Origin of the sequence: Coprococcus sp. TM115-187, assembly GCF_027679115.1 — a bacterium.
Lineage (GTDB): Bacteria > Bacillota > Clostridia > Lachnospirales > Lachnospiraceae > Allocoprococcus > Allocoprococcus comes.
The window spans coordinates 34,815-61,197 of record NZ_JAQEKS010000016.1 but is presented as its reverse complement, the minus strand read 5'-3'; the positions used below and the strand labels follow the sequence as shown (position 1 = coordinate 61,197).

At 44.3% G+C, this 26,383-nt stretch carries 23 protein-coding genes; 5 read left to right on the top strand and 18 right to left on the bottom strand.

The window, feature by feature from the left end; genetic code table 11:
* The first annotated feature begins 85 nt into the window (after nt 1–85).
* From PGW42_RS11015 to fucO, 3 genes are all read left to right on the top strand, one after another.
* A complete protein-coding gene (locus PGW42_RS11015; RefSeq protein ID WP_118218152.1) occupies nt 86–1,435 on the top strand; it encodes an MATE family efflux transporter in 1,350 nt (449 codons plus the stop codon).
* A 12-nt stretch (nt 1,436–1,447) separates the two neighbouring features.
* Entirely contained in the window at nt 1,448–2,008 is a 561-nt protein-coding gene (locus PGW42_RS11010) for a TetR/AcrR family transcriptional regulator C-terminal domain-containing protein (protein WP_270203594.1), read from the top strand.
* Nucleotides 2,009–2,124: 116 nt separating this feature from the next.
* Entirely contained in the window at nt 2,125–3,270 is a 1,146-nt protein-coding gene (fucO, locus tag PGW42_RS11005) for a lactaldehyde reductase (protein WP_118218149.1), read from the top strand.
* A gap of 303 nt (nt 3,271–3,573) precedes the next feature.
* On the opposite strand, the gene yihA is transcribed toward fucO, so the two are convergent.
* The 7 genes from yihA to PGW42_RS10970 form a co-directional block, all read right to left on the bottom strand.
* On the bottom strand, nt 3,574–4,176 hold the full coding sequence (gene yihA, locus PGW42_RS11000) for a ribosome biogenesis GTP-binding protein YihA/YsxC (RefSeq protein ID WP_008374529.1): 603 nt from the start codon (nt 4,174–4,176) through the stop codon (nt 3,574–3,576).
* On the bottom strand, nt 4,166–6,505 hold the full coding sequence (gene lon / locus PGW42_RS10995; RefSeq protein WP_270203593.1) for an endopeptidase La: 2,340 nt from the start codon (nt 6,503–6,505) through the stop codon (nt 4,166–4,168). The genes yihA and lon overlap by 11 nt, the downstream gene beginning before the upstream one ends.
* Nucleotides 6,506–6,584: 79 nt before the next feature.
* Nucleotides 6,585–7,835 carry an ATP-dependent Clp protease ATP-binding subunit ClpX gene (gene clpX / locus PGW42_RS10990; RefSeq protein ID WP_008374524.1) on the bottom strand — a complete coding sequence of 417 codons (1,251 nt, stop codon included), beginning with the start codon at nt 7,833–7,835 and terminating at the stop codon, nt 6,585–6,587.
* A gap of 64 nt (nt 7,836–7,899) precedes the next feature.
* Nucleotides 7,900–8,484 (bottom strand): ATP-dependent Clp endopeptidase proteolytic subunit ClpP, encoded by a 585-nt coding sequence (clpP, locus tag PGW42_RS10985; RefSeq protein ID WP_008374523.1) that lies wholly within the window; start codon nt 8,482–8,484, stop codon nt 7,900–7,902.
* A 40-nt stretch (nt 8,485–8,524) separates the two neighbouring features.
* On the bottom strand, nt 8,525–9,811 hold the full coding sequence (gene tig, locus PGW42_RS10980; RefSeq protein ID WP_055246719.1) for a trigger factor: 1,287 nt from the start codon (nt 9,809–9,811) through the stop codon (nt 8,525–8,527).
* A gap of 83 nt (nt 9,812–9,894) precedes the next feature.
* Nucleotides 9,895–10,575, bottom strand: coding sequence for a hypothetical protein (locus PGW42_RS10975; protein WP_117556967.1), 681 nt, complete (start codon nt 10,573–10,575; stop codon nt 9,895–9,897).
* On the bottom strand, nt 10,565–11,116 hold the full coding sequence (locus PGW42_RS10970) for a DJ-1 family glyoxalase III (RefSeq protein ID WP_117557029.1): 552 nt from the start codon (nt 11,114–11,116) through the stop codon (nt 10,565–10,567). The genes PGW42_RS10975 and PGW42_RS10970 overlap by 11 nt, the downstream gene beginning before the upstream one ends.
* A gap of 132 nt (nt 11,117–11,248) precedes the next feature.
* On the opposite strand from PGW42_RS10970, the gene PGW42_RS10965 reads away from it, so the two are divergent.
* Nucleotides 11,249–11,698 carry a CYTH domain-containing protein gene (locus PGW42_RS10965; protein WP_117556965.1) on the top strand — a complete coding sequence of 150 codons (450 nt, stop codon included), beginning with the start codon at nt 11,249–11,251 and terminating at the stop codon, nt 11,696–11,698.
* 68 nt (nt 11,699–11,766) lie between these two features.
* On the opposite strand, the gene PGW42_RS10960 is transcribed toward PGW42_RS10965, so the two are convergent.
* The 11 genes from PGW42_RS10960 to PGW42_RS10910 all read right to left on the bottom strand — a co-directional run bounded on the left by PGW42_RS10960 (nt 11,767) and on the right by PGW42_RS10910 (nt 24,295).
* On the bottom strand, nt 11,767–12,975 hold the full coding sequence (locus PGW42_RS10960) for an aspartate kinase (RefSeq protein ID WP_173687649.1): 1,209 nt from the start codon (nt 12,973–12,975) through the stop codon (nt 11,767–11,769).
* A 26-nt stretch (nt 12,976–13,001) separates the two neighbouring features.
* The gene (locus PGW42_RS10955) at nt 13,002–14,219 is read right to left on the bottom strand and encodes a homoserine dehydrogenase (RefSeq protein WP_117835643.1); all 1,218 of its coding nucleotides are present in this window, start codon (nt 14,217–14,219) and stop codon (nt 13,002–13,004) included.
* Nucleotides 14,220–14,227: 8 nt separating this feature from the next.
* Complete coding sequence (locus PGW42_RS10950; protein WP_008374505.1) at nt 14,228–14,668, bottom strand: ACT domain-containing protein; 441 nt, start codon at nt 14,666–14,668, stop codon at nt 14,228–14,230.
* A protein-coding gene (gene prfB, locus PGW42_RS10945; protein ID WP_117556961.1) for a peptide chain release factor 2 occupies nt 14,661–15,771 on the bottom strand; the annotation gives its coding sequence in 2 pieces (ribosomal slippage) (nt 14,661–15,695 and nt 15,697–15,771; 1,110 coding nt in all). The genes PGW42_RS10950 and prfB overlap by 8 nt, the downstream gene beginning before the upstream one ends.
* Before the next feature lie 50 nt (nt 15,772–15,821).
* A complete protein-coding gene (gene secA, locus PGW42_RS10940; RefSeq protein WP_022220283.1) occupies nt 15,822–18,389 on the bottom strand; it encodes a preprotein translocase subunit SecA in 2,568 nt (855 codons plus the stop codon).
* Between the two features lie 115 nt (nt 18,390–18,504).
* Nucleotides 18,505–19,278, bottom strand: a complete 774-nt coding sequence (gene hisA, locus PGW42_RS10935; protein ID WP_117824292.1) for a phosphoribosylformimino-5-aminoimidazole carboxamide ribotide isomerase — start codon at nt 19,276–19,278, stop codon at nt 18,505–18,507.
* A 125-nt stretch (nt 19,279–19,403) separates the two neighbouring features.
* The gene (locus PGW42_RS10930; protein WP_270203592.1) at nt 19,404–19,676 is read right to left on the bottom strand and encodes a hypothetical protein; all 273 of its coding nucleotides are present in this window, start codon (nt 19,674–19,676) and stop codon (nt 19,404–19,406) included.
* 162 nt (nt 19,677–19,838) lie between these two features.
* Complete coding sequence (locus PGW42_RS10925) at nt 19,839–21,791, bottom strand: fructose-1,6-bisphosphatase (RefSeq protein WP_270203591.1); 1,953 nt, start codon at nt 21,789–21,791, stop codon at nt 19,839–19,841.
* Between the two features lie 34 nt (nt 21,792–21,825).
* A complete protein-coding gene (gene dapB / locus PGW42_RS10920) occupies nt 21,826–22,584 on the bottom strand; it encodes a 4-hydroxy-tetrahydrodipicolinate reductase (RefSeq protein ID WP_022220287.1) in 759 nt (252 codons plus the stop codon).
* Nucleotides 22,585–22,703: 119 nt separating this feature from the next.
* Nucleotides 22,704–23,594, bottom strand: a complete 891-nt coding sequence (gene dapA, locus PGW42_RS10915) for a 4-hydroxy-tetrahydrodipicolinate synthase (protein ID WP_270203590.1) — start codon at nt 23,592–23,594, stop codon at nt 22,704–22,706.
* Nucleotides 23,595–23,650: 56 nt separating this feature from the next.
* Complete coding sequence (locus tag PGW42_RS10910) at nt 23,651–24,295, bottom strand: single-stranded DNA-binding protein (protein WP_117556951.1); 645 nt, start codon at nt 24,293–24,295, stop codon at nt 23,651–23,653.
* A 218-nt stretch (nt 24,296–24,513) separates the two neighbouring features.
* Here PGW42_RS10910 and typA point away from each other — a divergent pair, with 218 nt between their 5' ends.
* Nucleotides 24,514–26,340, top strand: coding sequence for a translational GTPase TypA (typA, locus tag PGW42_RS10905; protein ID WP_117556949.1), 1,827 nt, complete (start codon nt 24,514–24,516; stop codon nt 26,338–26,340).
* Nucleotides 26,341–26,383: the final 43 nt, after the last annotated feature.

Sequence of the window (26,383 nt, the reverse complement as noted above, 5' to 3'; positions counted from 1 at the left end):
TTGCCATGCCTCGCAAATCCGCATAAATACTGAATGTGTGGAGTTTTGCTCATGGCTATTAGTTTTTTCATTGGAGGTTATTAACATGTCAAACGAAAGTACAAAAACCAATCAGATTACCGAAGGAGTTATCTGGAAGCAATTATTGATTTTTTTCTTTCCTATTGTGGTTGGAACTTTATTTCAACAGCTTTATAACACCGTAGATGCTGTCATCGTCGGTCGTTTTGTCGGAAAGGGCGCACTTGCCGCAGTCGGGGGATCTTCTGCCGTTCTTTCCAATCTGATCATCGGATGTTTTACGGGACTTGCAAGCGGTGCATCTGTAATTGTTTCTCAGTTTTATGGAGCAAAGGATGAGCGGAATCTGCAAAAGAGTCTGCATACCGCCTATGCTTTTTCCGTTATTCTCAGTATTGTATTTACAATACTCGGATGGGCCTTAACACCATTTCTTTTGAAGCTCATCGATACACCTGCAGATACACTTGCCGATTCTATTCTTTATCTGCGGATTTACTTTTTAGGTATTTTCGGTACCTTGATCTTTAATATAGGCTCAGCAATCATGCGCTCCATCGGTGATTCCCGCAGACCACTATATTACCTGATCGTCTGTTGTTTTCTAAACATCATCCTCGATCTGGTACTGGTAATCGTATTTGATATGGGAATTGTCGGAGCCGCTATCGCGACCATTATTTCACAGGCAGTAAGTGCAATCCTTGTTACCAATGCACTGATGAAAAAATATGATGACTGCAAGCTTTATCTGAGCAAACTGCACATAGACCTTTTGAAGCTGCGTCTGGAATTCCGCATCGGTATTCCAAGTGCACTGCAGGCATTTATGTACAGTATTACCAATATCATTATTCAGGCAGCGATCAATGGTTTCGGAACCGATACTGCCGCTGCATGGGCTTCTTTTGGTAAACTGGATGCGCTTTTCTGGACAGTCAACGGAGCCTTCGGAATTGCGATCACAACCTTTGCCGGTCAGAATTACGGAGCAGGAAAAAAAGACCGTATTTTCAAAAGTGTACGTATCTGCCTTGCCATGGCAGTGGCTGTGTGCGGAGGGATCGTACTGTTTTTAGCCATCTTCTGCCGCCCACTGTTCTCAATTTTTACGACAGATCAAAATGTAATCAATATCGGTATTGATATGCTGCGTTTTATGGCACCGTGCTACACTATTTATGTATTTATTGAAGTTCTCTCCGGTGCACTTCGCGGAACCGGCGATGTCCTGCTGCCGACACTGATCACACTTGGCGGCGTATGTCTGATCCGTATTCCGTGGATTATGTTTGTCTTACCGGCACACCATACCACAACCTGTGTAATGCTTAGTTATCCGATTTCCTGGATCACTACCACAGCTTTGATCATACCGTACTATTTATATAGAAAAAAACATGCCTACGATTAAGGAGAATTGAACATGGCCAAATCCGAATCTACCAAATACCGGCTCGCCGAAGCAATGAAAACCTGCATGAAGACCACTTCTGTCGATGATATCACCATCCGCCAGATTGTGGAAGTCTGCGGCGTCACACGCCAGACCTTTTACCGCAATTTTCTGGATAAGTACGATCTGATCAACTGGTATTTCGACAAGCTTCTTCTTAAATCATTTGAACATATGGGCGAAGGTACCACTGTTTATGACGGACTGGTCAAAAAATTTGAATATTTAAAGGAAGAGCACCTGTTTTTCGCTGCAGCATTCCGCTCTGACGATCAGAACTCTTTAAAAGAACATGATTTTGAACTGATTCTGGAATTCTATTCAAACCTTATTTTCCAGAAAACCGGAAGACGCCCGGATGCAGAAACTTCATTTCTTTTAGAGATGTACTGCCGTGGCTCGATTTACATGACTGTCAAATGGCTGCTTGGCGGAATGAAATTTCCGCCTGCGCAGCTTGCAAAACAACTGGTACTTGGCATGCCGGAAAAACTTATGCAACTTTTCACTGATTTGCATATTTTGTCTTAAGTTTTTGTATAAATGTTACACTTTTCATATTCTGTAACTTTTTTTACCACCTTCTTATTGTTAAAATAGTATCAGAAACAAGTGATTTTACCATAAACGAAAAGGAGATATGTATCATGGCAAACAGAATTATGTTAAATCAGACATCTTATCACGGAGCAGGTGCAATCGCAGAGATTGCAACAGAAGCAAAAGCTCATGGTTTCAAAAAAGCTCTTGTATGTTCTGACCCGGATCTGATCAAATTCAATGTTACTTCCAAAGTAACAGATATCTTAGACAAAGAAGGACTTGCTTACGAAATCTACTCTGATATCAAAGCAAACCCGACTATTGAGAACGTACAGCACGGTGTACAGGCTTTCAAAAATTCAGGTGCTGATTACATCATCGCAATCGGCGGCGGATCTTCTATGGATACTTCCAAAGCAATCGGTATCATCATCGCAAACCCGGAATTTGAAGATGTAAGAAGCCTGGAGGGTGTGGCTCCGACAAAGAAACCTTGCGTTCCGATCATTGCCGTTCCGACAACCGCCGGTACTGCTGCAGAAGTTACGATCAACTATGTAGTAACAGATGTAGAAAAGAAACGTAAATTCGTCTGTGTAGACCCACATGATATGCCAATCATCGCTGTTGTAGACCCGGAAATGATGTCTTCTATGCCAAAAGGACTGACCGCTTCAACCGGTATGGATGCATTAACTCATGCGATCGAAGGCTACACCACAAAAGCCGCATGGGAAATGACAGATATGTTCCACTTAAAAGCAATCGAGATTATCTCCAAATCTCTCCGCGGTGCTGTTGAAAACACCAAAGAAGGAAGAGAAGGAATGGCTCTTGGACAGTACATCGCCGGAATGGGCTTCTCAAACGTAGGTCTTGGAATCGCTCACTCAATGGCTCATACCCTTGGAGCAGTCTATGACACACCACACGGTGTTGCATGCGCAATGATGCTTCCGATCGTAATGGAATACAACGCAGACTGCACAGGAGAAAAATACCGTGAAATCGCCCGCGCAATGGGAGTTGAAGGCGTAGATAATATGTCTCAGGAAGAATACAGAAAAGCAGCTGTAGATGCAGTCCGCAAACTCTCTGAAGACGTAGGAATCCCATCCAAACTCGAAGCCCTCAAAGAAGAAGATCTCCAGTTCCTCGCAGAATCCGCCCACGCCGATGCCTGCGCACCTGGAAATCCAAAAGACGCATCCGTAGAAGATCTGAAAGATCTGTTTAGAAAACTGATGTAATCAAAAATTTATATAATCTGGCAAGAAATCTAAAATGATATCCACATTCTAAAAATTGGTATCCCACTTGCTTTTCTTACCAACCAACTAGAAAAAGCAACCCCCACAAATCCCGCCCAAAGTGGAATTTGTGGGGGTGAACTTTTTCTCCCCGTATCTTAGTTGATGCAACCCACTTGAGATATCAGCGCCCGAATCGCCATACATCTTGTTTGGATGCATTGAGGAAGCTGCTCGCATTCTGCATGGACGTCGATCCACAATCATAATCCGAAAACTGATAATGCAATGGATTTTTCAAGGTTATTCCTCTGTTCCTTTTCCCAGGAATTCTGTGTCTACAAGATTCCAGATCTCATCCCGTCCCTGCTTTGTCTCTGCTGAGAAAGGAATCACAACAGTTCCCGGAAGCAGCTTCAGTCCGGTCTTAATTGCCTTTACCTGCTTCTGTACCTGACTTCTCTTCAGCTTATCAAGCTTTGTCGCGATAATGATCGGATTGAATCCCTGATCCACGATCCAATCATACATCATCTTATCATTCGCAGATGGATCATGACGGATATCGATCAGAAGGAAGACGGCTCGCAGCTGTTTAGAGCCATGAAGATAACGCTCGATCAGCTTTCCCCACTGTGCCTTCTCCTGCTCGGAAACCTTTGCATAACCGTATCCCGGAAGGTCCACCAGATACATTTCTTCGTTGATATTGTAAAAGTTGATGGTCTGTGTTTTTCCAGGTTTTGCCGAAGTTCTGGCAAGCGCCTTCCGGTTCATCAGTGCATTGATCAGAGAAGATTTACCGACATTGGATTTTCCGGCAAATGCGATCTCCGGCAAAGTGTGATCCGGCAATTTACTTGTAATTCCACAGACTGTTTCCAGATTTACATTCTTAATTACCATCTTTTTTCCTCCGTGTGCGTATAAGTGCGATTTTCAGAACCTCTTCCATCTGCGATACCGGAATAATCTCCAGTCCCTTTGTGATCTCAGAAGAAAGTTCATCCACATCTTTTTTGTTCTCCCGCGGTACAAGTACCGTCCTGATTCCGGCATTCTTTGCCGCCAGGAGCTTCTCTTTCAGTCCTCCGATCGGAAGTACTCTTCCCCGCAGCGTAATCTCACCCGTCATGGCAAGATCGGCACGCACTTTCTTGTCTGTAATTGCAGAGAGCATCGCAGTCGCCATCGTAATACCGGCTGAAGGTCCATCTTTCGGAACTGCCCCTTCCGGAATATGGATATGGATATCATGTTTTTCAAAGAAATCTTCAGCAACCTTATATTTACTGCTGATTGACCGGATATAACTGATTCCTGCCTGCGCAGATTCTTTCATCACATCGCCAAGCTGTCCCGTCAGAATAATCTCACCCTTTCCTGGCATTACATTCACTTCAATCTGCAGGGTATCTCCTCCTACACTGGTCCATGCCAGACCACGGACGATTCCCACCTCATCCTCGGCATTTGCCATCTGATAGGTGTACTTTTCTTTTCCAAGATACTTTTCAATATTCCGCTCTGTTACCTGAACTCTCTTTTTATCATGTTCATAGATCTCTCTGGCAGCCTTCCTGCAGATATTACCGATTTCACGCTCCATCTGACGCACACCGGCTTCCTTGGTGTAGTTCTGCGCAATTTTCCAGATCACGCCCTTACTGATCGTAAGCTGTTCTTTTGTTAGTCCATGTCTTTCCAACTGCTTTGGAATCAGATGTTCTGTCGCAATATGCAGCTTTTCGTTCTCCGTATAACTGCTGACCTCAATTACTTCCATACGGTCAAGAAGTGGTCGGGGGATTGTCTGCAGCGAGTTAGCCGTCGTTACAAATGTCACCTCAGACAGATCGACCGGAACTTCCAGATAATGATCACGGAAACGATTGTTCTGTTCACTGTCCAACACCTCCAGAAGCGCAGAAAAAGTATCTCCCTTATAGTCTGTGCTGACTTTATCAATCTCATCCAGAAGGAGCAGTGGGTTCTTTACCCCGGCGCTCTTAATACCGTTTGCGATCCGTCCCGGCATTGCACCAACATAAGTTTTTCTGTGTCCACGGATTTCAGCCTCATCACGGACACCGCCAAGAGAAATTCTCACATACGGTTTTTTCAGTGCTTTTGCAAGTGATCTTGCAATGGATGTCTTTCCAGTTCCCGGAGGACCTACCAGACACAGGATCGGGCTGTCACCCTTTTTCGTAAGAGCACGTACTGCCAGAAACTCCAGCACACGTTCTTTCACCTCTTCCAGTCCGTAATGTTCTGCTTCCAGAAGCTCTTTCGCATATGCAATGTCTGTAAAATCCTCAGCCCGCTTATTCCATGGCATTTCCAGCATGGTTTCAATATATGTACGGATCACGCCCGCTTCTGCCGGACTCTGCATGGAATTTTTAAATCTGCTGATCTCTTTTTTCAGCTTTTCTTTTACCTCATCCGGTGCATCCAGCGCTTCTGTCTTCTGTGCAAATTCCTCCGCATCGGAAATTGTAGTATCCTCACCAAGCTCTTCTCGGATCAGCTTCAACTGTTCGCGCAGGATATATTCTCTCTGATGCTTATCCACACGCTCTTTCACCTTCATCTGGATCTCATCGCGGATGTTCATGATCTGCATCTCATTGACCAACTTAAAGGAAATAAGCTCATAACGTCTGTCAAAATCAAGTTCTTCCAGGATTTCCTGCAATTCCCGGTAATCCAGAGGCATATTCGCTGCCACCTGATTCACCATCTTTTTCAATTCCGTGATCTCTTTGATCTGGTTTACCATATCTTTTGTGATCTTCGGCATTCTCGCCGCATAATCCAGATACAGATCCCGAAGTCCCCGCATCATCGCTTCCCGGTTGATCTCGCCTGCGATATCCGGATCACTCTCTTCCGGGATCGTAATATTTGCCCGAAGATACGGATCTGCAAATTCTATTGTATTTAAAACCGCCCGCTCTTCTGCAGATACAAGCACCCGCAGAATCTGCTTTGGCAGTTTGATGATCTGTTTTACTGTCGCAACTGTTCCCACACGGTAGAGATCTGCTTCTCCCGGATTTTCCACTTCCACATCTTTCTGTGTCAGCAAAAAAATCTTCTGGTCGCTTGCCATCGCTTCCTGAACCGCTTCAATCGAGCGTTCCCGGCTGATGTCAAAATGTGCCACCATCTCCGGCAGAATTGTCATTCCCCGCAGGGCAACCATTGGCAGACTTTCTGTTCTGTTCATATAGTTTTTTCTCCTGTTAAATAAAAATGGATGCTTCTGGCCTTAACCGTCAGCACCCATTTCCATACGTCTGATTTTCTTATGCACTTTCCGGTCTTGCTTCGATCTTTTCTGTACTCGGTGCTTTCTCCCCAAGTACTGCCTCTTTTGTCACAAGACAGTATTTCAGATTCTCATCAGACGGTGCTTTATACATGATATCCATCATTACATTTTCCATGATCGCACGGAGTCCTCTGGCTCCTGTCTTACGCTTCAGGGAAGTCTCAGCAATCGCCTCCAGCGCCTCTTTGTCGAATTCCAGTTCCACATCATCCAGCTCCAGAAGCTTCTGGTACTGTTTTACGATCGCATTCTTCGGTTCCGTCAGAATGCGGATCAGGTCTTCTTTATCCAGAAGTTCCAGGGATACAGTTACCGGCACACGTCCTACAAGTTCCGGGATCAGTCCGAACTTCACAAGATCCTGTGGAAGGATCTGCTGCAGAAGCCGGTCGATATCTTCCTCATGCCGCTGCGCGATCTGTGCCTCAAATCCAATGGATTTCTTATCTATTCTGTTCTCTATGATCTTATCTATTCCCTCAAACGCTCCACCGCAGATAAATAAAATATTGGTGGTATCGATCTGGATCATCTCCTGCTGCGGATGCTTACGTCCACCCTGTGGCGGTACATTTGCGATTGTACCTTCCAGGATCTTCAGAAGTGCCTGCTGAACACCTTCTCCTGATACATCACGGGTAATCGACGGATTCTCAGATTTTCTTGTGATTTTGTCAATCTCATCGATATAAATGATTCCGTGCTCTGCACGTTCAATATCACCATCTGCTGCCTGAATGATCTTAAGAAGAATATTCTCTACATCTTCTCCGACATATCCTGCCTCTGTAAGCGCAGTTGCATCTGCAATTGCAAACGGTACATTCAGAATTTTTGCGAGAGACTGTGCCAGAAAAGTCTTACCACATCCTGTCGGTCCTACCATCAGGATATTACTCTTCTGAAGCTCCACGCCCAGATCTTTTTCTGCCATAATACGCTTATAGTGATTATATACCGCAACAGAAAGTACTTTCTTTGCTTCGTCCTGTCCGATCACATAATCATCCAGAAATGCCTTGATTTCTTCCGGTTTCAGAAGATTGATATCATCATATGCATTTTCTTCTTCATAACCAAGTTCATCTTCAATGATCTCAGTACATACATCCACACACTGGTCACAGATAAACACCCCATTTGGTCCGGCGATCATCTTGCGTACCTGACTCTGTGGTTTATTGCAAAAAGAACATCTTACGATTTCTTCATATTTTCCTGCCATATTCTTACCTCGCACTTTTTTACACGTAAAGGGAATGTCCCAATAAGGACATTCCCTTTTCCCGTTAACGGCTTGTAATAACCTTATCAATCAATCCATATGCCAAAGCTTCTTCGGCAGTCTTCCAGTTATCTCTTTCCGTATCTGCACAAATTGTCTCATAACTCTGACCTGTATTTGCAGCCATCAATCTGTTCATTCTTTCTCTGATCTTCAGAATATGCTGTGCATTGATCTCAATCTCGGTTGCCTGACCCTGTGCACCGCCTGAAGGCTGGTGAATCATAATCTCTGCATTCGGAAGGGCATATCTCTTTCCCTTTGCTCCGCCTGCGAGAAGGAAGGCTCCCATACTTGCAGCCATTCCCATACACATCGTAGAGACGTCACATTTGATGTAATTCATAGTGTCGTAGATCGACATACCTGCTGAAATTGATCCGCCAGGACTGTTAATATAAAACTGGATATCCTTTTCCGGATCTTCTGCTTCCAGAAACAGCAGCTGCGCTACGATCAGGCTCGCTGATGCATCATTCACTTCAGTATCCAGGAAAATGATTCTGTCTTTTAAAAGTCTTGAATAAATGTCGTAAGAGCGTTCTCCACGGCTTGTCTGTTCAACGACATAAGGTACTAAACTACTCATGTAACACTCCTCCTGCTATATTAAAGTATGAAACAGATACTTATTTTTCTACGGCATTGTCAACTACAAATGTAATTGCTTCCTGAACTGCCATATCCTGCTTCATCTGTTCTTTTTCTTTGTCGCCCATAAAGCTCTTAAGCTTGTCAGCTTCCATCTGGTAAGCTTCTGCCATCTTAGCGATCTCTTCGTCTAATTTTTCATCTGTGATTTCGATGTTTTCTGCTTTTGCAATTGCTTCAAGAACAAGTCTTGTCTTGATTCTCTTCTCAGCCTGCGGACGAAGTTCATCCATCATCTTGTCAGCTGTCATGCCTGTGAACTGCATGTACTGGTCAAGAGTCAGTCCCTGCTGCTGCATTCTCTGAGCGAATTCATCAAGCATCTGTCTTGCCTGTGTATCAACCATAGCTTCCGGAAGATCCATCTTAGCTGATTCGATGATCGCATCTACAGCTGCATCTTCCTGTGCTCTCTTGCCATCGTTTACTTTCTGCTCTTTGATCTTAGCTTTGATATCAGCTTTTAATTCATCAAGAGTATCGAATTCTGATACTTCTGAAGCAAATTCATCATCAAGCTCCGGAAGTTCTTTTGCTTTGATTTCATGAACTGTGCATTTGAATACAGCTTCTTTTCCTTTGAGGTCTTCTGCATGGTAATCTTCCGGGAATGTAACCTTAACTTCAACTTCTTTTTCTGGTTCTGCACCGATCAGCTGTTCTTCAAATCCCGGAATGAAAGATCCTGAACCGATCGTCAGCGGATAGTTTTCTCCCTTTCCGCCTTCAAAAGCTTCTCCATCTACAAATCCTTCAAAATCAAGGACAACTTCGTCTTTATCCTGTACCGGACGTCCTTCTACTGTGATTGTTCTTGCGTTCTTAAGCTGTTCTTCCTCAAGCTTAGCGTCGATTTCTTTCTGTGTTACGCGGTTAGAATATTTCGGAACTTCGATTCCTTTGTATTCGCCAAGTTCTACTTCCGGCTTTGTAGCTACTTCAGCTGTGAAGATGAACGGTTTTCCTTTTTCGATCTGTGTTACATCGATCTTCGGCTGAGATACGATCTCAAGTCCGCTTTCATCGTATGCTTTTGAATATGCTTCCGGAATCAGAGCGTTTGCTGCATCATCATAGAAGATTTCCGGTCCGTACATCTTTTCGATGAGTTGGCGCGGAACTTTTCCTTTACGGAATCCAGGAACATTAATTCTGCTTTTCTGTTTCTGATATGCTTTCTGAAGTGCTCCTTCTAATTCTTCTGCTGAAACTTCGATTGTGAGTTTCGCCATATTGTGTTCTAACTGTTCAACTTGTAAACTCATTACCATTTCCTCCTAAATTTACATATGCAAAAAGTCGACAGACTTATCTACATTACAATCATTTTACAAGTATAGCACAACTTCTACAGTTTATCAAGCTCTAAAATTCGTTCTATAAAGCCATTTAATTCCTCATCACCGATCGACCAGGTATTCCGCCCTTTTTGCGTCACGGTAAAGGTATATTCCTGCTTCTCTCCATACTGCATATCAAGATAAGAACTTCTTAAAAGGCTGTATGCACCGGTCATGTAATCCAACACCATTGCCTCTTTGATTTCTTCATCTGTTCCGCTGTACTTTCCTGCATCTTTGTCTGCCTGGATCTTCTCGGACTCTTCCTTCAGCTTCGGCATGAAGCGGGTAAATACATCCACCGGCTGGTACTTTACCGTCACCTCACAGGTCTTACTCCCTGTCTTTTTTACACCACTTACCTGATAACGGACAGAACTAAAGATCTCTTTGATCAATACACCATATGTCTCAGAAAAGTCATTTTCCGTCTCCACACCATTTAGCAGACAGTCCTGGACAAAAGCATTGATCCCGTTCTCATAGACCTTTTTCAGATCACTGTCTGATGCTCCGAGGATTTCTTTTGCTTCCTGGGTTTGTCCCTGAAAAGTCAGATCCAGGTTCGCCTGCACATATTTTTCCGCCTTTCCTTCATTGATCCCACATCCGGCAAGCAGTGTAGTCAAAAGCAACACTGCCAGAAACACACTGCCTGCTTTTCTCTTTTTCCAGAAACTACCGTTCATAGACTACCTGCTTTGAAATGGTATCTGCGCTTTCTTTATCCCGCAGCTCGCTGATCAGCGCAAGTGCAAAATCGATCGCGGTTCCAAGTCCCCGGCTGGTTGTGATATGTCCATCTGTCACTGCCGGCTGACAGGTAACTTCCGCTCCGGTAAGTCCTTCTTCCATTCCCGGATAGCAGATTGCCTTCTTTCCTTTCAGGATTCCCATTCCGCCAAATACGGTCGGTGCCGCACAGATTGCAGCCAGATATTTTTTTTCTTCATTATGTTTTAAGATCAGCTTTTCAAGACCTTTGTGTTCTTTTAAATGGATTGTTCCCGGCATCCCCCCCGGAAGCACCAGCATCTTCACCTCTGAAAAATCTGTATTTTCAAACAAGCTGTCTGCTTTTACTATAATTCCGTGTGCCCCCTGGATCTCTTCCTGTCCCATGATGGAAACGGTTCTGGTCTCGATCCCGGCTCTTCTTAAAAGATCAACGACCGTAAGACCTTCAATTTCTTCAAATCCATCTGCAAGAAATACACATACTTCACTCATAATCTTGTCCATCCTTTCTTTTTCCTGATGTTCCCCATTGTAACAGAAGCCTGCAAAAATGGCAACTTTCTGCCTTGTCTCCCCCGAAAAACTCCGCTATACTGTTAATGAATGTATAAGGAGGGCTTTCCCATGGAAATTGAACGCAAATATCTGATTCATAAGCTTCCAGATCACCTTGAAGCTTATCCGCACCGCACACTTGAGCAGGCTTATCTCTGCACCGAACCGGTTGTCCGTGTCCGCAGGGATGCTGATGACTACATCCTGACCTACAAATCCAAAGGTCTGATGATTCGTGAAGAACATAATCTTCCTCTTACCGAGGAAGCCTACTGCCATCTGCGCGAAAAGGCAGACGGGCGCATTATCACAAAAGAACGCTACTGCATCCCTTACGGAGATCATCTCACGATCGAGCTTGATGTCTTCGCCGGTGATCTCGCCCCACTTCTCCTTGCCGAAGTCGAATTCTCTTCCGAAGAAGAGGCAAATTCCTTTACCCCGCCGGATTGGTTTGGTGAGGATGTCACCTTTTCCAGCAAATATCATAACAGTACACTGAGTCAGAAAAAGGATTGAGAAATTTCCCAATCCTTTTTTCTTCCGCAAATGCGCCATCCGGTACATTTGCGACCACATTCTTTTTATTAGTCTTCCAGACCAAATCCGTCATGGATTGCAACCAGTGCACGGTCTGCATCTTTTTCATCGATCAGAACCGTGATACGGATCTCTGATGTAGAAATCATATTGATATTGATATTGGAATTGCTAAGTGATTCAAACATGGTCGCAGCAACGCCCGGATTGCTGAGCATTCCGGCTCCTACGATCGATACCTTTGCTACTTTTTCGTTGTAATTCATCTCTCTGATCGTAAGGGCTTCTTTTCTGGCTTCCAGAACTTCCATTGCCTCTTTAAGATCATCCTGTGATACAGTAAATGTAATGTCTTTTGTTCCGTCACGTCCAACTGACTGAAGAATAATATCTACGTTGATATTATGCTTTGCAAGTGTATTGAAAATCTTAAACGCAGTACCTGGTTTGTCTTCTACACCCATTACTGAAATTCTCGCTGTATTTTTATCTGCCGCAACGCCGGTAATTAACATTTTTTCCACCTTTGCTACCTCCTTGACCAGGGTTCCTTCTTCTGTGTTCAGGCTGGAACGTACAACCAGCTCAACCCCGTATTTTTTCGCCATCTCTACAGAACGATTATGTAAAACCTTTGCCCCTGATGTTGCAAGCTCCAGCATCTCATCATAGGTGATCTCTTCGATCTTGCGCGCATTCGGTACCACTCTCGGGTCTGCAGTGTAAACACCGTCTACGTCTGTATAGATCTCGCATTTGTCTGCATGCATTGCAGCCGCAAGTGCCACAGCTGTCGTATCGGATCCACCTCTTCCAAGTGTGGTATAGTCTCCATAATGGTTGACTCCCTGGAATCCGGTTACGATCACGACCTTACGGTTCTCCAGTTCGTGGGTGATACGGTCTGTATCCACTCTTTTAAATCTTGCATTTCCGTTCCGCGCCGTAGAATGCATCTTTACCTGGAATGCATTCAGCGAGATTGCCGGAACATTCAAAAACTGAAGTGCCATTGCCATCAGTGCCACAGATACCTGTTCTCCCGTGGTAAGGAGCATATCAAGTTCTCGTTTCGATGGATACGGATTGATCTCGGCTGCCTTCTCAAGCAGTTCATCTGTTGTATCTCCCATTGCAGAGAGAACAACGATCACATCATTCCCCATCTGATACTCTTCTGCGCAGCGTCTTGCCACATTAAAGATCCTCTCTTTATCTGCAACCGAACTGCCGCCAAATTTCTTAACTACCAGCATAATTTCCTCCTACAGTTCCTGCATTTTTATACTTCTTCTTCTACTCTTATCATATGCAGAATTTCCGGATAAGCTTTTGCTTTTTCCTCATATTCTCCCTCGGTCATCACCGGTGTGACAAAACCGAATTCTCCATTGACTCCTGCCTCTACAAATCTTACTTCACCAAAATCATTGCCGATTCGTTCTTTGAGCGCATCCTCATTTCCACGGATTCGCACCAGGAACTTCTTGCTGGTCTTGCTTCTGTCTTCCAATGTAAGCTTTTCTTCGCTCCAGAAATTCATGATATCTCTGCCCTGATTCTGTACAACTGCCACAATGTCAGCCACAACCGCACTTGCAGTCGGAAGCTTTCCTGCCCCACTTCCGTAGAACATCGCATCTCCCAGCATATTCCCCTTTACAAATACGGCATTAAATACACCATTCACACTGTAAAGCGGATGTTCTGCATGAAGAAGCACCGGTGCAACTCCCGCATAAAGAGTTCCGTCCACATGCTTACACTCAGCAAGAAGTTTGATATTCATTCCCAGAGCCTTTGCATACTGCATATCTTCTGTTGTGATCTTTGTAATACCTTCGGTATAAATTTCTTCAAAATCCACATATTTTCCTGAGATGATCGATGCAAGGATCGCGATCTTCCGGCATGCATCCTGTCCTTCCACATCAGCAGTCGGATCTGCCTCTGCAAATCCATTCTTCTGTGCTTCACGGAGAACCTCTTCATAGTTCGCTCCCTCGTAGAACATCCTGGTCATCATGTAATTGGTTGTTCCGTTCAGGATTCCTGCGATTTCTTCGATCTCATCACCTGTCAGGGATGATCCAAGTGCCCGGAGGATTGGAATCCCCCCTCCCACACTTGCTTCAAAAAGGAAATTCACATTCTTTTCCCGTGCTGTTTTAAGAAGTGCGGATCCATGCTTGGCAACCAACGCCTTATTGGATGTCACAACACTTTTTCCTGCTTCCAGTGCTTTTCTGACAAAGGTATTCGCCGGTTCCACACCGCCCATCACTTCTACTACAATTCCAATCTCCGGATCATTCAGGATAATCTCATAATCATGAACAATCTTTTCCTGGATCTTATCTCCCGGGAAATTTCTCAGATCCAACACATATTTTACTTCAATTTTTTCTTTTGCCCGTGACGCGATCAGCTTCTGATTTACATCCAGAACTTCTACCACACCAGAACCTACGGTACCATAACCCAATACTGCAATCTTCATCTTTTTGTCTACTCCCTGCCTACGATTTTCAAATAATGCACACCTGAATGCTGTTCAATCTCTTCCACCATCTCCGACAGATTCTTCGTTGTCTGCAGCACCTCCACACTGAGTGTCAGTGTTGCCACCCCGTTGATCGGAATACTCTGGTGAATAGTCAGGATATTCGCCTGATACCTTGCCACCGCGTTTAAAAGCTCTGCCATAACCCCCGGTGTATCATCAAGCTGAATAACCATCGTAACAGTCCTTCCTTTTTCATTTTCGTGAAATGGGAAAATGTCATCCTTATATTTATAGAAAGAACTTCTGCTGATACCGATCTCTTCTGTCGCTTCCTGAATAGTCATTCCACGTCTGGTTGCGAGCAGTCTCTTTGTCTCGACAACCTTTATGAGTACCTCCGGCACTGCTTTTTTCTTTACCACATAGTACTTTGTATTATCCATTGTTACTCCTCTGTTTCAGATAAGCATTGATAAATGGATCCAGCTCCCCATCCAGAACTGCACTTACATTTCCGGTCTCTTCACCGGTACGGTGATCCTTGACCAGATTGTAGGGATGTAAAATATAGGATCGGATCTGGCTTCCAAAATTGATATCCTGAACTTCCCCCCGGATACCGGATACCTTTTCTTCCTGCTCCTGCTTTTTCAAAAGATACAGCTTGGCTTTCAACATCTGCATCGCTTTGTCCTTATTAAAAAGCTGCGAACGTTCATTCTGGCACTGCACTACGATTCCTGTCGGAAGATGCGTGATCCGCACCGCAGACGAAGTCTTGTTGATATGCTGTCCTCCGGCTCCGCTCGAACGGTAGGTATCGATCCGCAGGTCGTCGTCATTCAGCTCAATGTCAATATCATCTTCAATATCCGGTATCACATCACAGGATGCAAAAGATGTCTGCCTCTTGCCTGCTGAATTGAACGGAGAAATACGCACCAGACGGTGCACTCCCTTTTCTGACTGAAAATAGCCATATGCATTATCTCCCGTTACTTCAAACGTGATTCCTTTCAGTCCGGTAATATCTCCGTCCTGATAGTCCAACACGGTTATCTGAAATCCTTTTGACTGTGCATATCTTGTATACATACGATACAGCATATTTGCCCAGTCACAGCTGTCTGTTCCTCCGGCTCCTGCATGCAGTGTCACGATTGCATTGCAGGAATCATATTCTCCCGAAAGAAGCGTCCGGATCCTGAGATCTTCAAATTCTTTTTCAAATTTAGCGATCTCACGCTGGATCTCTTTGATCATCTCCCGGTCTTCTTCCTCTTCCGTAAGTTCGATCAGTGCATTGATATCTTCATATGAACTTTCCAGATCCCGGACCTCCTTCACACAGTCCTGCATTTTCCGGAGTTCTTTCATGATCCTCTGCGAAAGCTCTGTCTTGTCCCAGAACCCCGGTTCTTCTATCTTTCTTTCCAGCTCTTCAATCCGTTTTTCTTTGCCTGCCAGGTCAAAGTGAATCCCTCATTTCCTTCAGGGGTTCTTCATACGCATTTAATGTCTGCTTAAATCCGTCTAATTCAACCACTGTATCACCTCAAATCTCATAAAATTATATAAAAATCCAAACAGTCGTATTTATTTTCTTCCACAGCACTGTTTGTATTTCTTGCCGCTTCCACACGGGCATGGATCATTTGGATATATCTTTTTCTCGGCACGTACCTTTGGTCCCTTCGCAACGCTGTCATCTTTATTGGTACCGGTTACCTTTGCAACCTGTTCTCTTTCAACCTTCTGTTCTACATTGACATGGAAGAGAAGTCTGACTGTATCCACTTCGATTGCACGTGTCATTTCACCGAACATATCATATCCGATCATCTTGTATTCAACCAAAGGATCTCTCTGTCCGTAAGCCTGCAGACCGATTCCCTGACGTAACTGATCCATATCATCAATGTGATCCATCCATTTTGCATCGATCACACGCAGAAGGAACACACGCTCCACCTCACGCAGATGCTCTGCTTCCGGGAACTGTGCTTCTTTTTCTTCGTATGCTTTTGCAGCACGTTCTTTCAGGAGATGCTTGATCTCTTTTGGCTCTTTATCCTTTGCATCCTCCTCCGTAACCGGCGGAAGCGTTGGAATCACATCCAGAAGGTCACGGTTCATTGCTCCAAGATCCCATTCTTCAAAATCCTGTTCCTCAGAAAGATTGGCATCGACAGTATTTTCCACAAAGTCTGTGATCATATGGAAGATAGAATCTCTCATATTCTCACCGTCAAGGACTCTGCGTCTTTCATCGTAGATGATCTCTCTCTGTTCGTTCATTACCTGGTCATATTCAAGCAGGTTCTTACGAATACCAAAGTTATTGCTCTCAATCTTCTTCTGAGCCTTCTCAATCGCACTTGAAAGCATCTTGTGCTCGATCTGTTCTCCTTCTTCTACTCCAAGCTTGGTAAATACATCCATCAGTCTCTCGGAACCGAACAGACGCATCAGGTCATCCTCCAGAGAAATATAGAATCTGGATTCTCCCGGATCGCCCTGACGTCCGGCACGTCCACGCAACTGGTTGTCAATACGACGGGACTCATGACGTTCTGTACCGATGATCTTCAGTCCGCCGGCTGCTCTTGATTCTTCATCAAGCTTGATATCCGTACCACGGCCTGCCATGTTGGTTGCGATCGTAACAGCCCCATGCTGTCCTGCCTGTGCAACGATCTCAGCCTCCAATTCATGGAACTTGGCATTCAGTACATTATGTTTTACGCCGCGTTTACTGAGCATCTTACTGAGGAGCTCGGAAGTTTCGATCGTGATCGTACCAACCAGAACCGGCTGTTCTTTTTCATGCGCTTCACAGATTGCATCAATAACTGCGTTAAATTTCTCTTTCTTTGATTTGTAAACGGCATCCTCCAGGTCAATTCTCTGTACCGGAACATTCGTCGGAATCTCAATAACGTCCATTCCGTAAATATCACGGAACTCCTGTTCCTCTGTGAGGGCTGTACCTGTCATACCGGATTTCTTCTCATATTTATTAAACAAATTCTGGAATGTAATGGTAGCCAGAGTCTTGCTTTCTCTCTTGACCTTTACATGCTCTTTTGCTTCGATTGCCTGATGAAGTCCGTCAGAATAACGGCGTCCCGGCATGATACGTCCGGTAAATTCATCAACGATCAGGACCTCATCATCTTTTACTACATAATCCTGGTCACGGAACATCAGATTATGTGCACGCAGTGCCAGAATGATGTTGTGCTGGATCTCCAGGTTCTCCGGGTCAGCAAGGTTCTCAATATGGAAGAACTTCTCAACCTTCTTCACACCCTCTTCGGTCAGGTTGATATTCTTTTCTTTTTCATTGACAATGAAGTCTCCGGTCTCTTCGATCTCTTCTCCCATAATGGCATTCATCTTAGAGAATTCCCCGCTTGCTTCACCTCTCTCCAGCTGTCTTGCCAGAACATCACATGCTTCGTAAAGTCTGGTTGACTTTCCGCTCTGTCCGGAAATGATAAGCGGTGTTCTCGCTTCATCGATCAGAACTGAGTCAACCTCATCGATAAGTGCATATTTCATACCGCGCTGTACCAGCTGTTCTTTATAGATAACCATGTTATCACGGAGGTAATCGAAACCAAGTTCATTATTCGTCACATAAGTGATATCGCAATTATACGCTGCACGTCGTTCATCATTATCCATCTGGTTCAGAACAACTCCAACAGTCAGTCCCAGGAATTCATGAACCTTTCCCATCCACTCAGCATCACGCTTTGCCAGATAGTCGTTGACTGTTACAATATGCACCCCTTCTCCGGTCAGTGCATTTAAGTATGCCGGCAGTGTAGATACAAGTGTTTTACCTTCACCGGTCTTCATCTCGGCAATACGGCCCTGATGCAGGATGATACCACCGATCATCTGTACACGGTAGTGGCGCATTCCAAGTACACGGACAGCTGCCTCTCTTACAACAGCAAACGCTTCCGGAAGAAGATCGTCCAGTGTCTCTCCTTTTGCAAGCCTCTCCTTGAATTCTTTCGTCTTTTCTTTCAATTCCTCATCGGAGAGCTTCTGCATCTCCGGCTCCAGCGCATCAATATGATCCACGATCGGGTAGATTCGCTTCAATTCATGTTCGCTGTGCGTTCCAAATATCTTTTCAATAATTCCCATTTTATTAAGCTCCTTATATTCCTTGCTTATCACTTCTGTCTGAAGTGTTTTGCTTTTTTCCGCTATAGATAGACAGTATCCATTGTAGCACCATTTCTTTTATTCTTCAATCAGTTTATTTCACCGGTTCTGTCAGCTCGGCATACGGAATCTTACCGCCAAAAAGATCCAGTGCACTGCCGATCGTATAGTCCAGCTTTTCCCCGCTGATCCGTGCAAACTCCCGCAGATCCTCCATGCTTCCAATTCCACCGGCATAGGTGATCGGAAGTCCGTCCCACGCCGCAAGCATCCTGACCAGATCCTCCTCTGTACCAGATGCTTTTCCTTCTACATCAACCCCGTGAACCAGAAATTCATCACACCATCCGGACAGCTCTTCCAGGACCTCCGGTATCAGTCTGAGCTCAGTAAATGTCTGCCATCTGTTGGTTACAATATAATAACTGTTCTCGCGCCTCCGGCAGCTGAGATCCAGTACCAGATGCTCTTTCCCTACTGCCTTTTTCAGCCGATCCAGCCGGTCATACCGCACCTGTCCATTCTGAAATACATAGGATGTAACGATCACATGACTTGCCCCTTCCTCCAGATACTCTGCAGCATTTTCTGCAGTAATTCCTCCGCCGATCTGCATTCCGCCCGGATAGGCATGTAGTGCTTTCAGTGCCTGTGCCTTTGTCGCATCATAGTATTCCGATGCCGGCGGATTCAGCAAAATAATGTGTCCTCCGGTAAGTCCATCTTTCTTATACATTGTCGCATAATAATCTGCATCCTGTCTGGATATGTAATTTTCTACCGCTGCATTTCCCGCATCTTTCAGGCTACCACCCACAATCTGCTTGACTGCACCGTTATGAATATCTATACATGGTCGAAATTTCATGAAGTCCTCCGCTTTTTCTGTTGATCTCGTCTTTGCATACCGTCATATTGTATCACACCCACGGACATTTTACTACCTTTTGTCTGTAAAAAGGCAAGACTTTTCCGCAAAGTCTTGCCTTTTCCCTATTCCTGACCATCTATTGTATGATTATCATTTACATTCCGGTCCTCTGTCCCGTTTCTGGTCATATCATCGACTCCGTCTTTCACATCATCTACTGCATCCTCAACGCCATCTCCGATATCGTTTGTGACATCATTTACCGTTCCATTCTGATTCGTCCCACCGGTATTCGTATCCGGATTTGCAGCGTTATCACCATTTCCACACGCCGTAATTCCTCCCATCAGCATCACACAGGTAAAAACCAGAACCATTCTTCTTAGATATTGCATGTTGTAATTCTCCTTTTTCTGTAAAATACTTGTACTATTACTATCCGCAGAAAAAGGATTTTTATACGTATTTTTAATTTTTTTCGTAACTGTTCAGAGCCAACCTCCAAAATGCTACGCATTTTACACCTGTTTTATGAAATTTTGCTTGGCTCTGAACAGTTACATTTTTTCGATGATCTGACCACTTCTGTAAGCGTCCAGCAATGCCTCCAGATCCGCGATCCGTTCCTTCAGTACTTTTCCAACATCAGTATCTCCTACCGTCTTGCGTTCGAGTGTCCGTTTTACGATCACACTGTCCGAATGGATATCTCTTTCTTTTTCAATAGCTGCCTCCGTCGATTCAAACGGATCATGCGCCGCAAGGATCAGTCCATAGGAATTATAGATCAGCGTGTATCCTGCAATTCCGGTTTCTTTCTGGTACGCTTTTGAAAATCCGCCATCAATAACAAGCACTTTTCCACCACATTTGACCGGATTCTCTCCATTTTTCGTTTTCACCGGAACATGTCCGTTGATGATATGGGAAATTTCTCTGTCCAGGCCAAATTCATCCAGAATTCCGTTCATCACATTTTCATCTTCAAGAAGAAGATAATACGCATTCTTTTTCTCTTTCCACAGCTCCTTTTCTGCAAGGAAATAACGCTCAAAGGTCGCCATTTTATCTTTGCCGAAAAGAGGAGAATTCGCACCCTGCCAGATATACCACATCAGGTCACGCCCTTTTTTCTTTTCATTCGGATCTACCGCAAAAAATCCTTTTCTCACATAGGACTCCATCACATCATAAAGTGCCCTTCCCTGATAGCTTTTACCGTATATCTTTACCTTTCTGAGTGATCCGTCATCATTCAGTGGAACACAGCCGTGATACAGCAGATTGGAATTGTAAATCTTATAAAGACTTCCTTTGTTCAACAGGAAACGCATATGCCGCTGCAGTTTTTCACAGTTCTGGAACGCTTTCACCAGGCGGTTCATGATCTCTTCTTCCTCAGCTGAAAGCTGATATGGATTCTTCGGATCTATGGTCGGAAAATAATCATCCAGAAGCTGATAGATTTTTCCTCCTATCGTTATGGTCCCTTCCTCGTAGTTGATCTTATCCAGAAAGTTTCTTTTTTGGAAACCAAATTCCGGATAAAGCTCTGCTGCCTGTCCTTCTACTTTGAACTGGATAACAGAAATTGCCTTGTGCATTTTCATATTCAGTTCCAGCTCCTGTGGTTTGCAATTGTCCTGCCCTTTTAATAAAAAGCATTCACAGGGATCTTTTGCATACTGTTTCCATGCGAAAGTTGCAAGCGGAAGCAGATTGATCCCATATCCATCCTCCAGAATATCCAGATTCCCATAGCGGGCACAGATACGGATTACATTCGCAATACAGCATTTCTGCCCCGCTGCCGCTCCCATCCACAGGATATCATGATTCCCCCACTGGATGTCCACCGAATGATACTCCATCAGCTTGTCCATAATCAGATGCGGTCCCGGACCTCTGTCGTAAATATCACCGACAATATGCAGGTGATCCACAACCAGACGCTGGATCAGTTCACACAAGGCTACAATAAATTCCTCCGCTCTTCCGATCTGGATAATTGTACTGATGATCGAATTATAATATGATTCCTTATCTGTCATTCCTGACTTTTCTGTGATCAGTTCCTCGATCACATATGCAAAATCCTTCGGGAGTGCTTTTCTGACCTTCGATCTGGTATATTTGCTCGCCGAACGTTTTGCTACCTCGATCAGACGGTACAGCATGATCTTGTACCAGTCATCCATATTCTGTTCTTCTTCCCGGATCCGCTCCATCTTCTCCCGCGGATAGTAGATCAAGGTTGCCAGTGTCTGCTTGTCCCGGCTGCTCATTGTGTTTGCAAATACATCATCGACCTTGCGCTTTACCGAACCCGATCCGTTCTTCAGCACATGTGCAAACGCTTCATATTCTCCGTGAATATCCGTCAGAAAATGTTCCGTTCCTTTTGGAAGATTCACGATTGCCTGTAAGTTAATAATTTCTGTGGACGCAGCTGCGATTGATGGAAATAATTCCGACAGCCCTTCCAGATATTTCTCCTCTAATGCTTTCATAACTTCCTCCCTCTTGTATAAAAGCTTTTTCTGCTTACAGTCCGATCACATCACTCATATCGTACATTCCTGCCGGTTTTCCAGCCAGGAATTTGGCAGCTTCAACTGCACCTTTTCCAAAAATTGCTTTTGAATATGCAGTGTGGTGGAATTCGATCACTTCATCTGCCCCCGCAAAGATGACGTCATGCTGTCCAACGATCGTACCTCCACGTACTGCAACGATCCCGATTTCGTTTTTCTCACGTTTTTTTCGTTCATGGCTGCGGTCATAATTGTATACATACTGGTCAGCCATCGCTTCATTAATCGAATCTGCAAGTGCGATCGCTGTTCCACTTGGAGCATCAACTTTCTGATTATGATGTTTTTCTACAATTTCAATATCAAAGCCTGCCGGAGCAAGAACCTTTGCTGCATCCTTTAAAAGCTTCATCAAAAGATTGACTCCCAGTGACATGTTTGCAGAACGGAGAACCGCAACTTTTTCTCCTGCTTCTTTCACCTTTGCAAGCTGTTCCTCAGAAAGTCCTGTTGTGCAAAGAACAACCGGAAGAGTTTTCTCCACACATACATCCAGAAGCTCATCAACTGCTGCTGCGTTTGAGAAATCAATCACAACATCTGCCTGCACATCACACTCTGCGAGGCTTGTAAATACCGGGTACGGATTCTCAATTCCGGTGAATTTATCAATACCTGCCACGATCTCGATCACATCATCCTCCTTTACAAGTCCCGAGATCACCTGTCCCATTTTTCCGTTACATCCATGCATAATTGCCTTAACCATTTTGTATTCCTCCTTGTTATCTCCATTTTCTTGTGTATCTTTTCACAAATTCCTGTATAGCACAAAAGGAACTGATGGATACTCCAGTCAGTCCCTTTTCTCTATAATCTGACCCTTTATTATGCCAGTTTAATTCCAAATGCTTCCAGTTCTTTTGCAAGCTGTGCTGTATGTGCTTCTGTCATCTCTGTCAAAGGCATACGCAAAGGACCTGCCTGCCATCCCATCAGATTTAAAGCCTTTTTAACCGGAATCGGATTCACTTCACAGAATAACTTCTCGATCAGCGGAATCGCATCCAGCTGCATCTTACAGCTTCCCTTGACATCTCCTTCAAAGAACTTTGCACAGATGTCATGTGTATACTGCGGAGCCACGTTCGCAAGAACTGAGATGACACCCTTTCCTCCAACAGAAAGGAGCGGTACGATCTGGTCATCATTGCCTGAATACAGATCGATCTTGCCATCTGTCAGCTGCATGATCTTTGAAATCTGGGAAATATTGCCTGATGCTTCTTTTACCGCAACAATATTCTCTATACTTTTATGTAAAGCTGCAACTGTCTCCGGAGCAATATTCACACCGGTACGGCTCGCCACACTGTAAAGGATGATTGGTGCTTTTGCTTCTTTTGCAACAGCGGTATAATGTGCGATCAGTCCGTCCTGTGTACATTTGTTATAATATGGTGTTACAAGCAGCAGTCCGTCTGCACCGTCTTCTACTGCCTCTTTTGACATCTGGATCGTTGTGTAGGTACTGTTGGAACCGGTACCTGCGATCACCGGGATTCTTCCCTTGACACGCTCGATTGCAAATTTGATGCATTCCATGTGCTCTTCTTCTGATAAAGTAGAGGATTCACCTGTTGTTCCGCAGATGATAATACTGTCGGTCCCATGTGTACAATGGTAGTCCAGCATTTCATCCAGTTTGTCATAATTTATACTCTCGTCTTCATGAAACGGCGTTACAAGTGCCACTCCTGATCCTGTAAATATAGCCATAATATTCCTCCTGACATGTTGCTTTATGATACTAAACAATCAAATTAAGTTTAGCATTAAATACAGGCACTGTCAATCAGAGTCTTTTCCAGCTTACTGACCGAAACTTCATAGGCAATCCTCTTTTCTGTCTCGGTATCTGAGATCCGTTTTACATATTCCCTGCTCTGGATCCTTCCCAAAAGCTGTACATGCTCTCCCACTTCAAAGCCGGAGGCATATCTTGCATTTCTCCCCCAGCAGATGCATGGAATATAATCAGATTTTCCATACGGGCGGTTAACCGCAAGCAAAAGATCTGCGATCTCCCTTCCAAGCGGTGTCTTTCGGTAGATCGGTTCCTTGCAGATATAGCCATCCAGCCAGATACTGTTGGTCTTTGTCCCGTCAGGTTCTTCTTCCATAAAGGAAATCTCCCGTACAAACACGGATAATACCAGACGGTTTTTCTGCTCTTCATGCCGGTTGTAAGAGCGGAACTGCCCGTGCACCATAATATACTCTCCGGTATAATCCTGTGTCACATCGATCAGTCTCTCTGAGATCATCAGCGGAATACGGTCTTCTGAATTGCTCAGTCTTTTCACTTCTACCTCTACCATATAAAAGCCTTCTCCGAAGACCTCATGGCTGAACGAAAATTCAGTTGCTACCTTTCCCATGATCGTTACCTGGTTATTTTCAATAATCTTATCTGACATAATAATGTAAATCTCCTTCCTCTTCGCAGGCGTATTTTACCGCGTTCTTACTCTTGATCACTATCTAATCTATGAAGCTTTTCCAGTTTTTAGAACAAAAAGTAAACTCTTTTTTTGCAGAAAGTCAAATTTTTTTCTTTCTACTTGTAAATTTTTCAAAATGTGATAAACTATACGGGTTGTAACTTTAAATAGGTAATAAGAAGGGTTTTGAGAATATGAAGACAAAACGTGAAGACATTAGAAATATCGCTATCATCGCCCATGTTGACCATGGTAAAACAACATTAGTAGATGAACTTTTAAAACAGAGCGGTGTTTTCCGTGAAAATCAGGAAGTAGCCGAACGAGTAATGGATTCCAACGATATCGAACGTGAACGTGGAATTACCATTCTTTCCAAAAACACTGCAGTTGTTTATAAAAATACAAAGATCAATATCATTGACACTCCTGGACATGCCGATTTCGGTGGAGAAGTAGAACGTGTCCTTAAGATGGTCAATGGAGTGGTTCTTCTGGTTGACGCTTTTGAAGGTGCCATGCCACAGACCAAATTCGTTTTGAAAAAAGCTCTTGCACTGAAGCTCCCGGTTATTGTATGTATCAACAAGATCGACCGTCCGGAAGCACGTCCGGATGAAGTTATCGATGAAGTTCTTGAACTTCTCATCGATCTTGGCGCATCCGACGAACAGCTTGACTGCCCGTTCCTTTTTGCTTCTGCAAGAGACGGATATGCAACTTACAATATCGACGATGAACCGAAAGACATGGTTCCTCTGTTTGAGACCATCCTGGATTACATCCCGGCTCCGGAAGGAGATCCTGATGCAGGTACACAGATGCTGATCAGCACCATCGATTACAATGAATACGTTGGCCGTATCGGTGTTGGAAAAGTCGATAACGGAACGATTTCTGTCAACCAGGATGTAGTTGTTGTAAACCATCATGATCCGGACAAACAGAAAAAAGTAAAGATCAGCAAATTATATGAATTTGACGGTCTGAATAAAGTAGAAGTAAAAGAAGCAGGCATCGGTTCTATCGTTGCAATCTCCGGTATTGCAGATATTTCCATCGGTGATACGATCTGTTCGCCGGACAATCCGGTTCCGATCGAATTCCAGAAGATTTCCGAGCCTACGATCGCAATGCAGTTCGTTGTCAACGACAGTCCGTTTGCAGGACAGGAGGGTAAATTCGTCACTTCCCGTCACCTCCGTGACCGTCTGTTCCGTGAACTGAATACAGACGTCAGCCTTCGTGTTGAAGAGACAGACAACACAGACAGCTTCAAGGTATCCGGACGTGGAGAGCTTCATCTTTCCGTCCTCGTTGAAAACATGCGTCGTGAAGGTTATGAATTCGCAGTCAGCAAAGCCGAAGTTCTTTACAAAAAAGACGAAAACGGCAAGCAGCTCGAGCCAATGGAAACCGTATACATTGATGTACCGGATGAATTTACAGGTACAGTTATCGATAAATTAAGCCAGAGAAAAGGCGAACTCCGCAACATGGGAATGTCTAATGGCGGATACACCCGTCTTGAATTCTCCATCCCGTCAAGAGGTCTGATCGGTTATCGTGGAGAATTCCTGACCGATACAAAAGGTAACGGTATCATGAACACAGCCTTTGACTGCTACGCTCCGTATAAAGGAGATATCCAGTACAGAAGCCAGGGATCCCTGATCGCCTTCGAGACAGGTGAAGCTGTAGCTTACGGTCTGTTCAACGCACAGGATCGTGGAACACTCTTCATCGGACCTGGTGAAAAGGTTTACTCCGGTATGGTAATCGGTCAGAATGCGAAGACAGATGATATCGAACTGAATGTATGTAAGACCAAACACCTTACCAATACCCGTTCTTCAAGCGCTGATGAAGCCTTAAAGCTTACTCCGCCGAGAATCCTCAGTCTGGAAGAAGCACTTGATTTCATCGATACCGATGAACTTCTGGAAGTCACACCGAAGAGCCTGCGTATCCGTAAAAAGATTCTGGATCCGAAACTCCGTAAGAGAAGCAATTTCCAGTAAAAAACTATAGATTTTTCTTTACACTTCCCCCTTGTATCCGTTA

Bases quoted from the DNA above. Each gene is read 5' to 3' on its own strand.
- PGW42_RS11015 (WP_118218152.1), top strand. From the start codon at position 86: ATGTCAAACGAAAGTACAAAAACCAATCAGATTACCGAAGGAGTTATC.
- PGW42_RS11010 (WP_270203594.1), top strand. From the start codon at position 1,448: ATGGCCAAATCCGAATCTACCAAATACCGGCTCGCCGAAGCAATGAAA.
- fucO (WP_118218149.1), top strand. From the start codon at position 2,125: ATGGCAAACAGAATTATGTTAAATCAGACATCTTATCACGGAGCAGGT.
- yihA (WP_008374529.1), bottom strand. From the start codon at position 4,176: ATGGTAATTAAGAATGTAAATCTGGAAACAGTCTGTGGAATTACAAGT.
- lon (WP_270203593.1), bottom strand. From the start codon at position 6,505: ATGAACAGAACAGAAAGTCTGCCAATGGTTGCCCTGCGGGGAATGACA.
- clpX (WP_008374524.1), bottom strand. From the start codon at position 7,835: ATGGCAGGAAAATATGAAGAAATCGTAAGATGTTCTTTTTGCAATAAA.
- clpP (WP_008374523.1), bottom strand. From the start codon at position 8,484: ATGAGTAGTTTAGTACCTTATGTCGTTGAACAGACAAGCCGTGGAGAA.
- tig (WP_055246719.1), bottom strand. From the start codon at position 9,811: ATGAGTTTACAAGTTGAACAGTTAGAACACAATATGGCGAAACTCACA.
- PGW42_RS10975 (WP_117556967.1), bottom strand. From the start codon at position 10,575: ATGAACGGTAGTTTCTGGAAAAAGAGAAAAGCAGGCAGTGTGTTTCTG.
- PGW42_RS10970 (WP_117557029.1), bottom strand. From the start codon at position 11,116: ATGAGTGAAGTATGTGTATTTCTTGCAGATGGATTTGAAGAAATTGAA.
- PGW42_RS10965 (WP_117556965.1), top strand. From the start codon at position 11,249: ATGGAAATTGAACGCAAATATCTGATTCATAAGCTTCCAGATCACCTT.
- PGW42_RS10960 (WP_173687649.1), bottom strand. From the start codon at position 12,975: ATGCTGGTAGTTAAGAAATTTGGCGGCAGTTCGGTTGCAGATAAAGAG.
- PGW42_RS10955 (WP_117835643.1), bottom strand. From the start codon at position 14,219: ATGAAGATTGCAGTATTGGGTTATGGTACCGTAGGTTCTGGTGTGGTA.
- PGW42_RS10950 (WP_008374505.1), bottom strand. From the start codon at position 14,668: ATGGATAATACAAAGTACTATGTGGTAAAGAAAAAAGCAGTGCCGGAG.
- secA (WP_022220283.1), bottom strand. From the start codon at position 18,389: ATGGGAATTATTGAAAAGATATTTGGAACGCACAGCGAACATGAATTG.
- hisA (WP_117824292.1), bottom strand. From the start codon at position 19,278: ATGAAATTTCGACCATGTATAGATATTCATAACGGTGCAGTCAAGCAG.
- PGW42_RS10930 (WP_270203592.1), bottom strand. From the start codon at position 19,676: ATGCAATATCTAAGAAGAATGGTTCTGGTTTTTACCTGTGTGATGCTG.
- PGW42_RS10925 (WP_270203591.1), bottom strand. From the start codon at position 21,791: ATGAAAGCATTAGAGGAGAAATATCTGGAAGGGCTGTCGGAATTATTT.
- dapB (WP_022220287.1), bottom strand. From the start codon at position 22,584: ATGGTTAAGGCAATTATGCATGGATGTAACGGAAAAATGGGACAGGTG.
- dapA (WP_270203590.1), bottom strand. From the start codon at position 23,594: ATGGCTATATTTACAGGATCAGGAGTGGCACTTGTAACGCCGTTTCAT.
- PGW42_RS10910 (WP_117556951.1), bottom strand. From the start codon at position 24,295: ATGTCAGATAAGATTATTGAAAATAACCAGGTAACGATCATGGGAAAG.
- typA (WP_117556949.1), top strand. From the start codon at position 24,514: ATGAAGACAAAACGTGAAGACATTAGAAATATCGCTATCATCGCCCAT.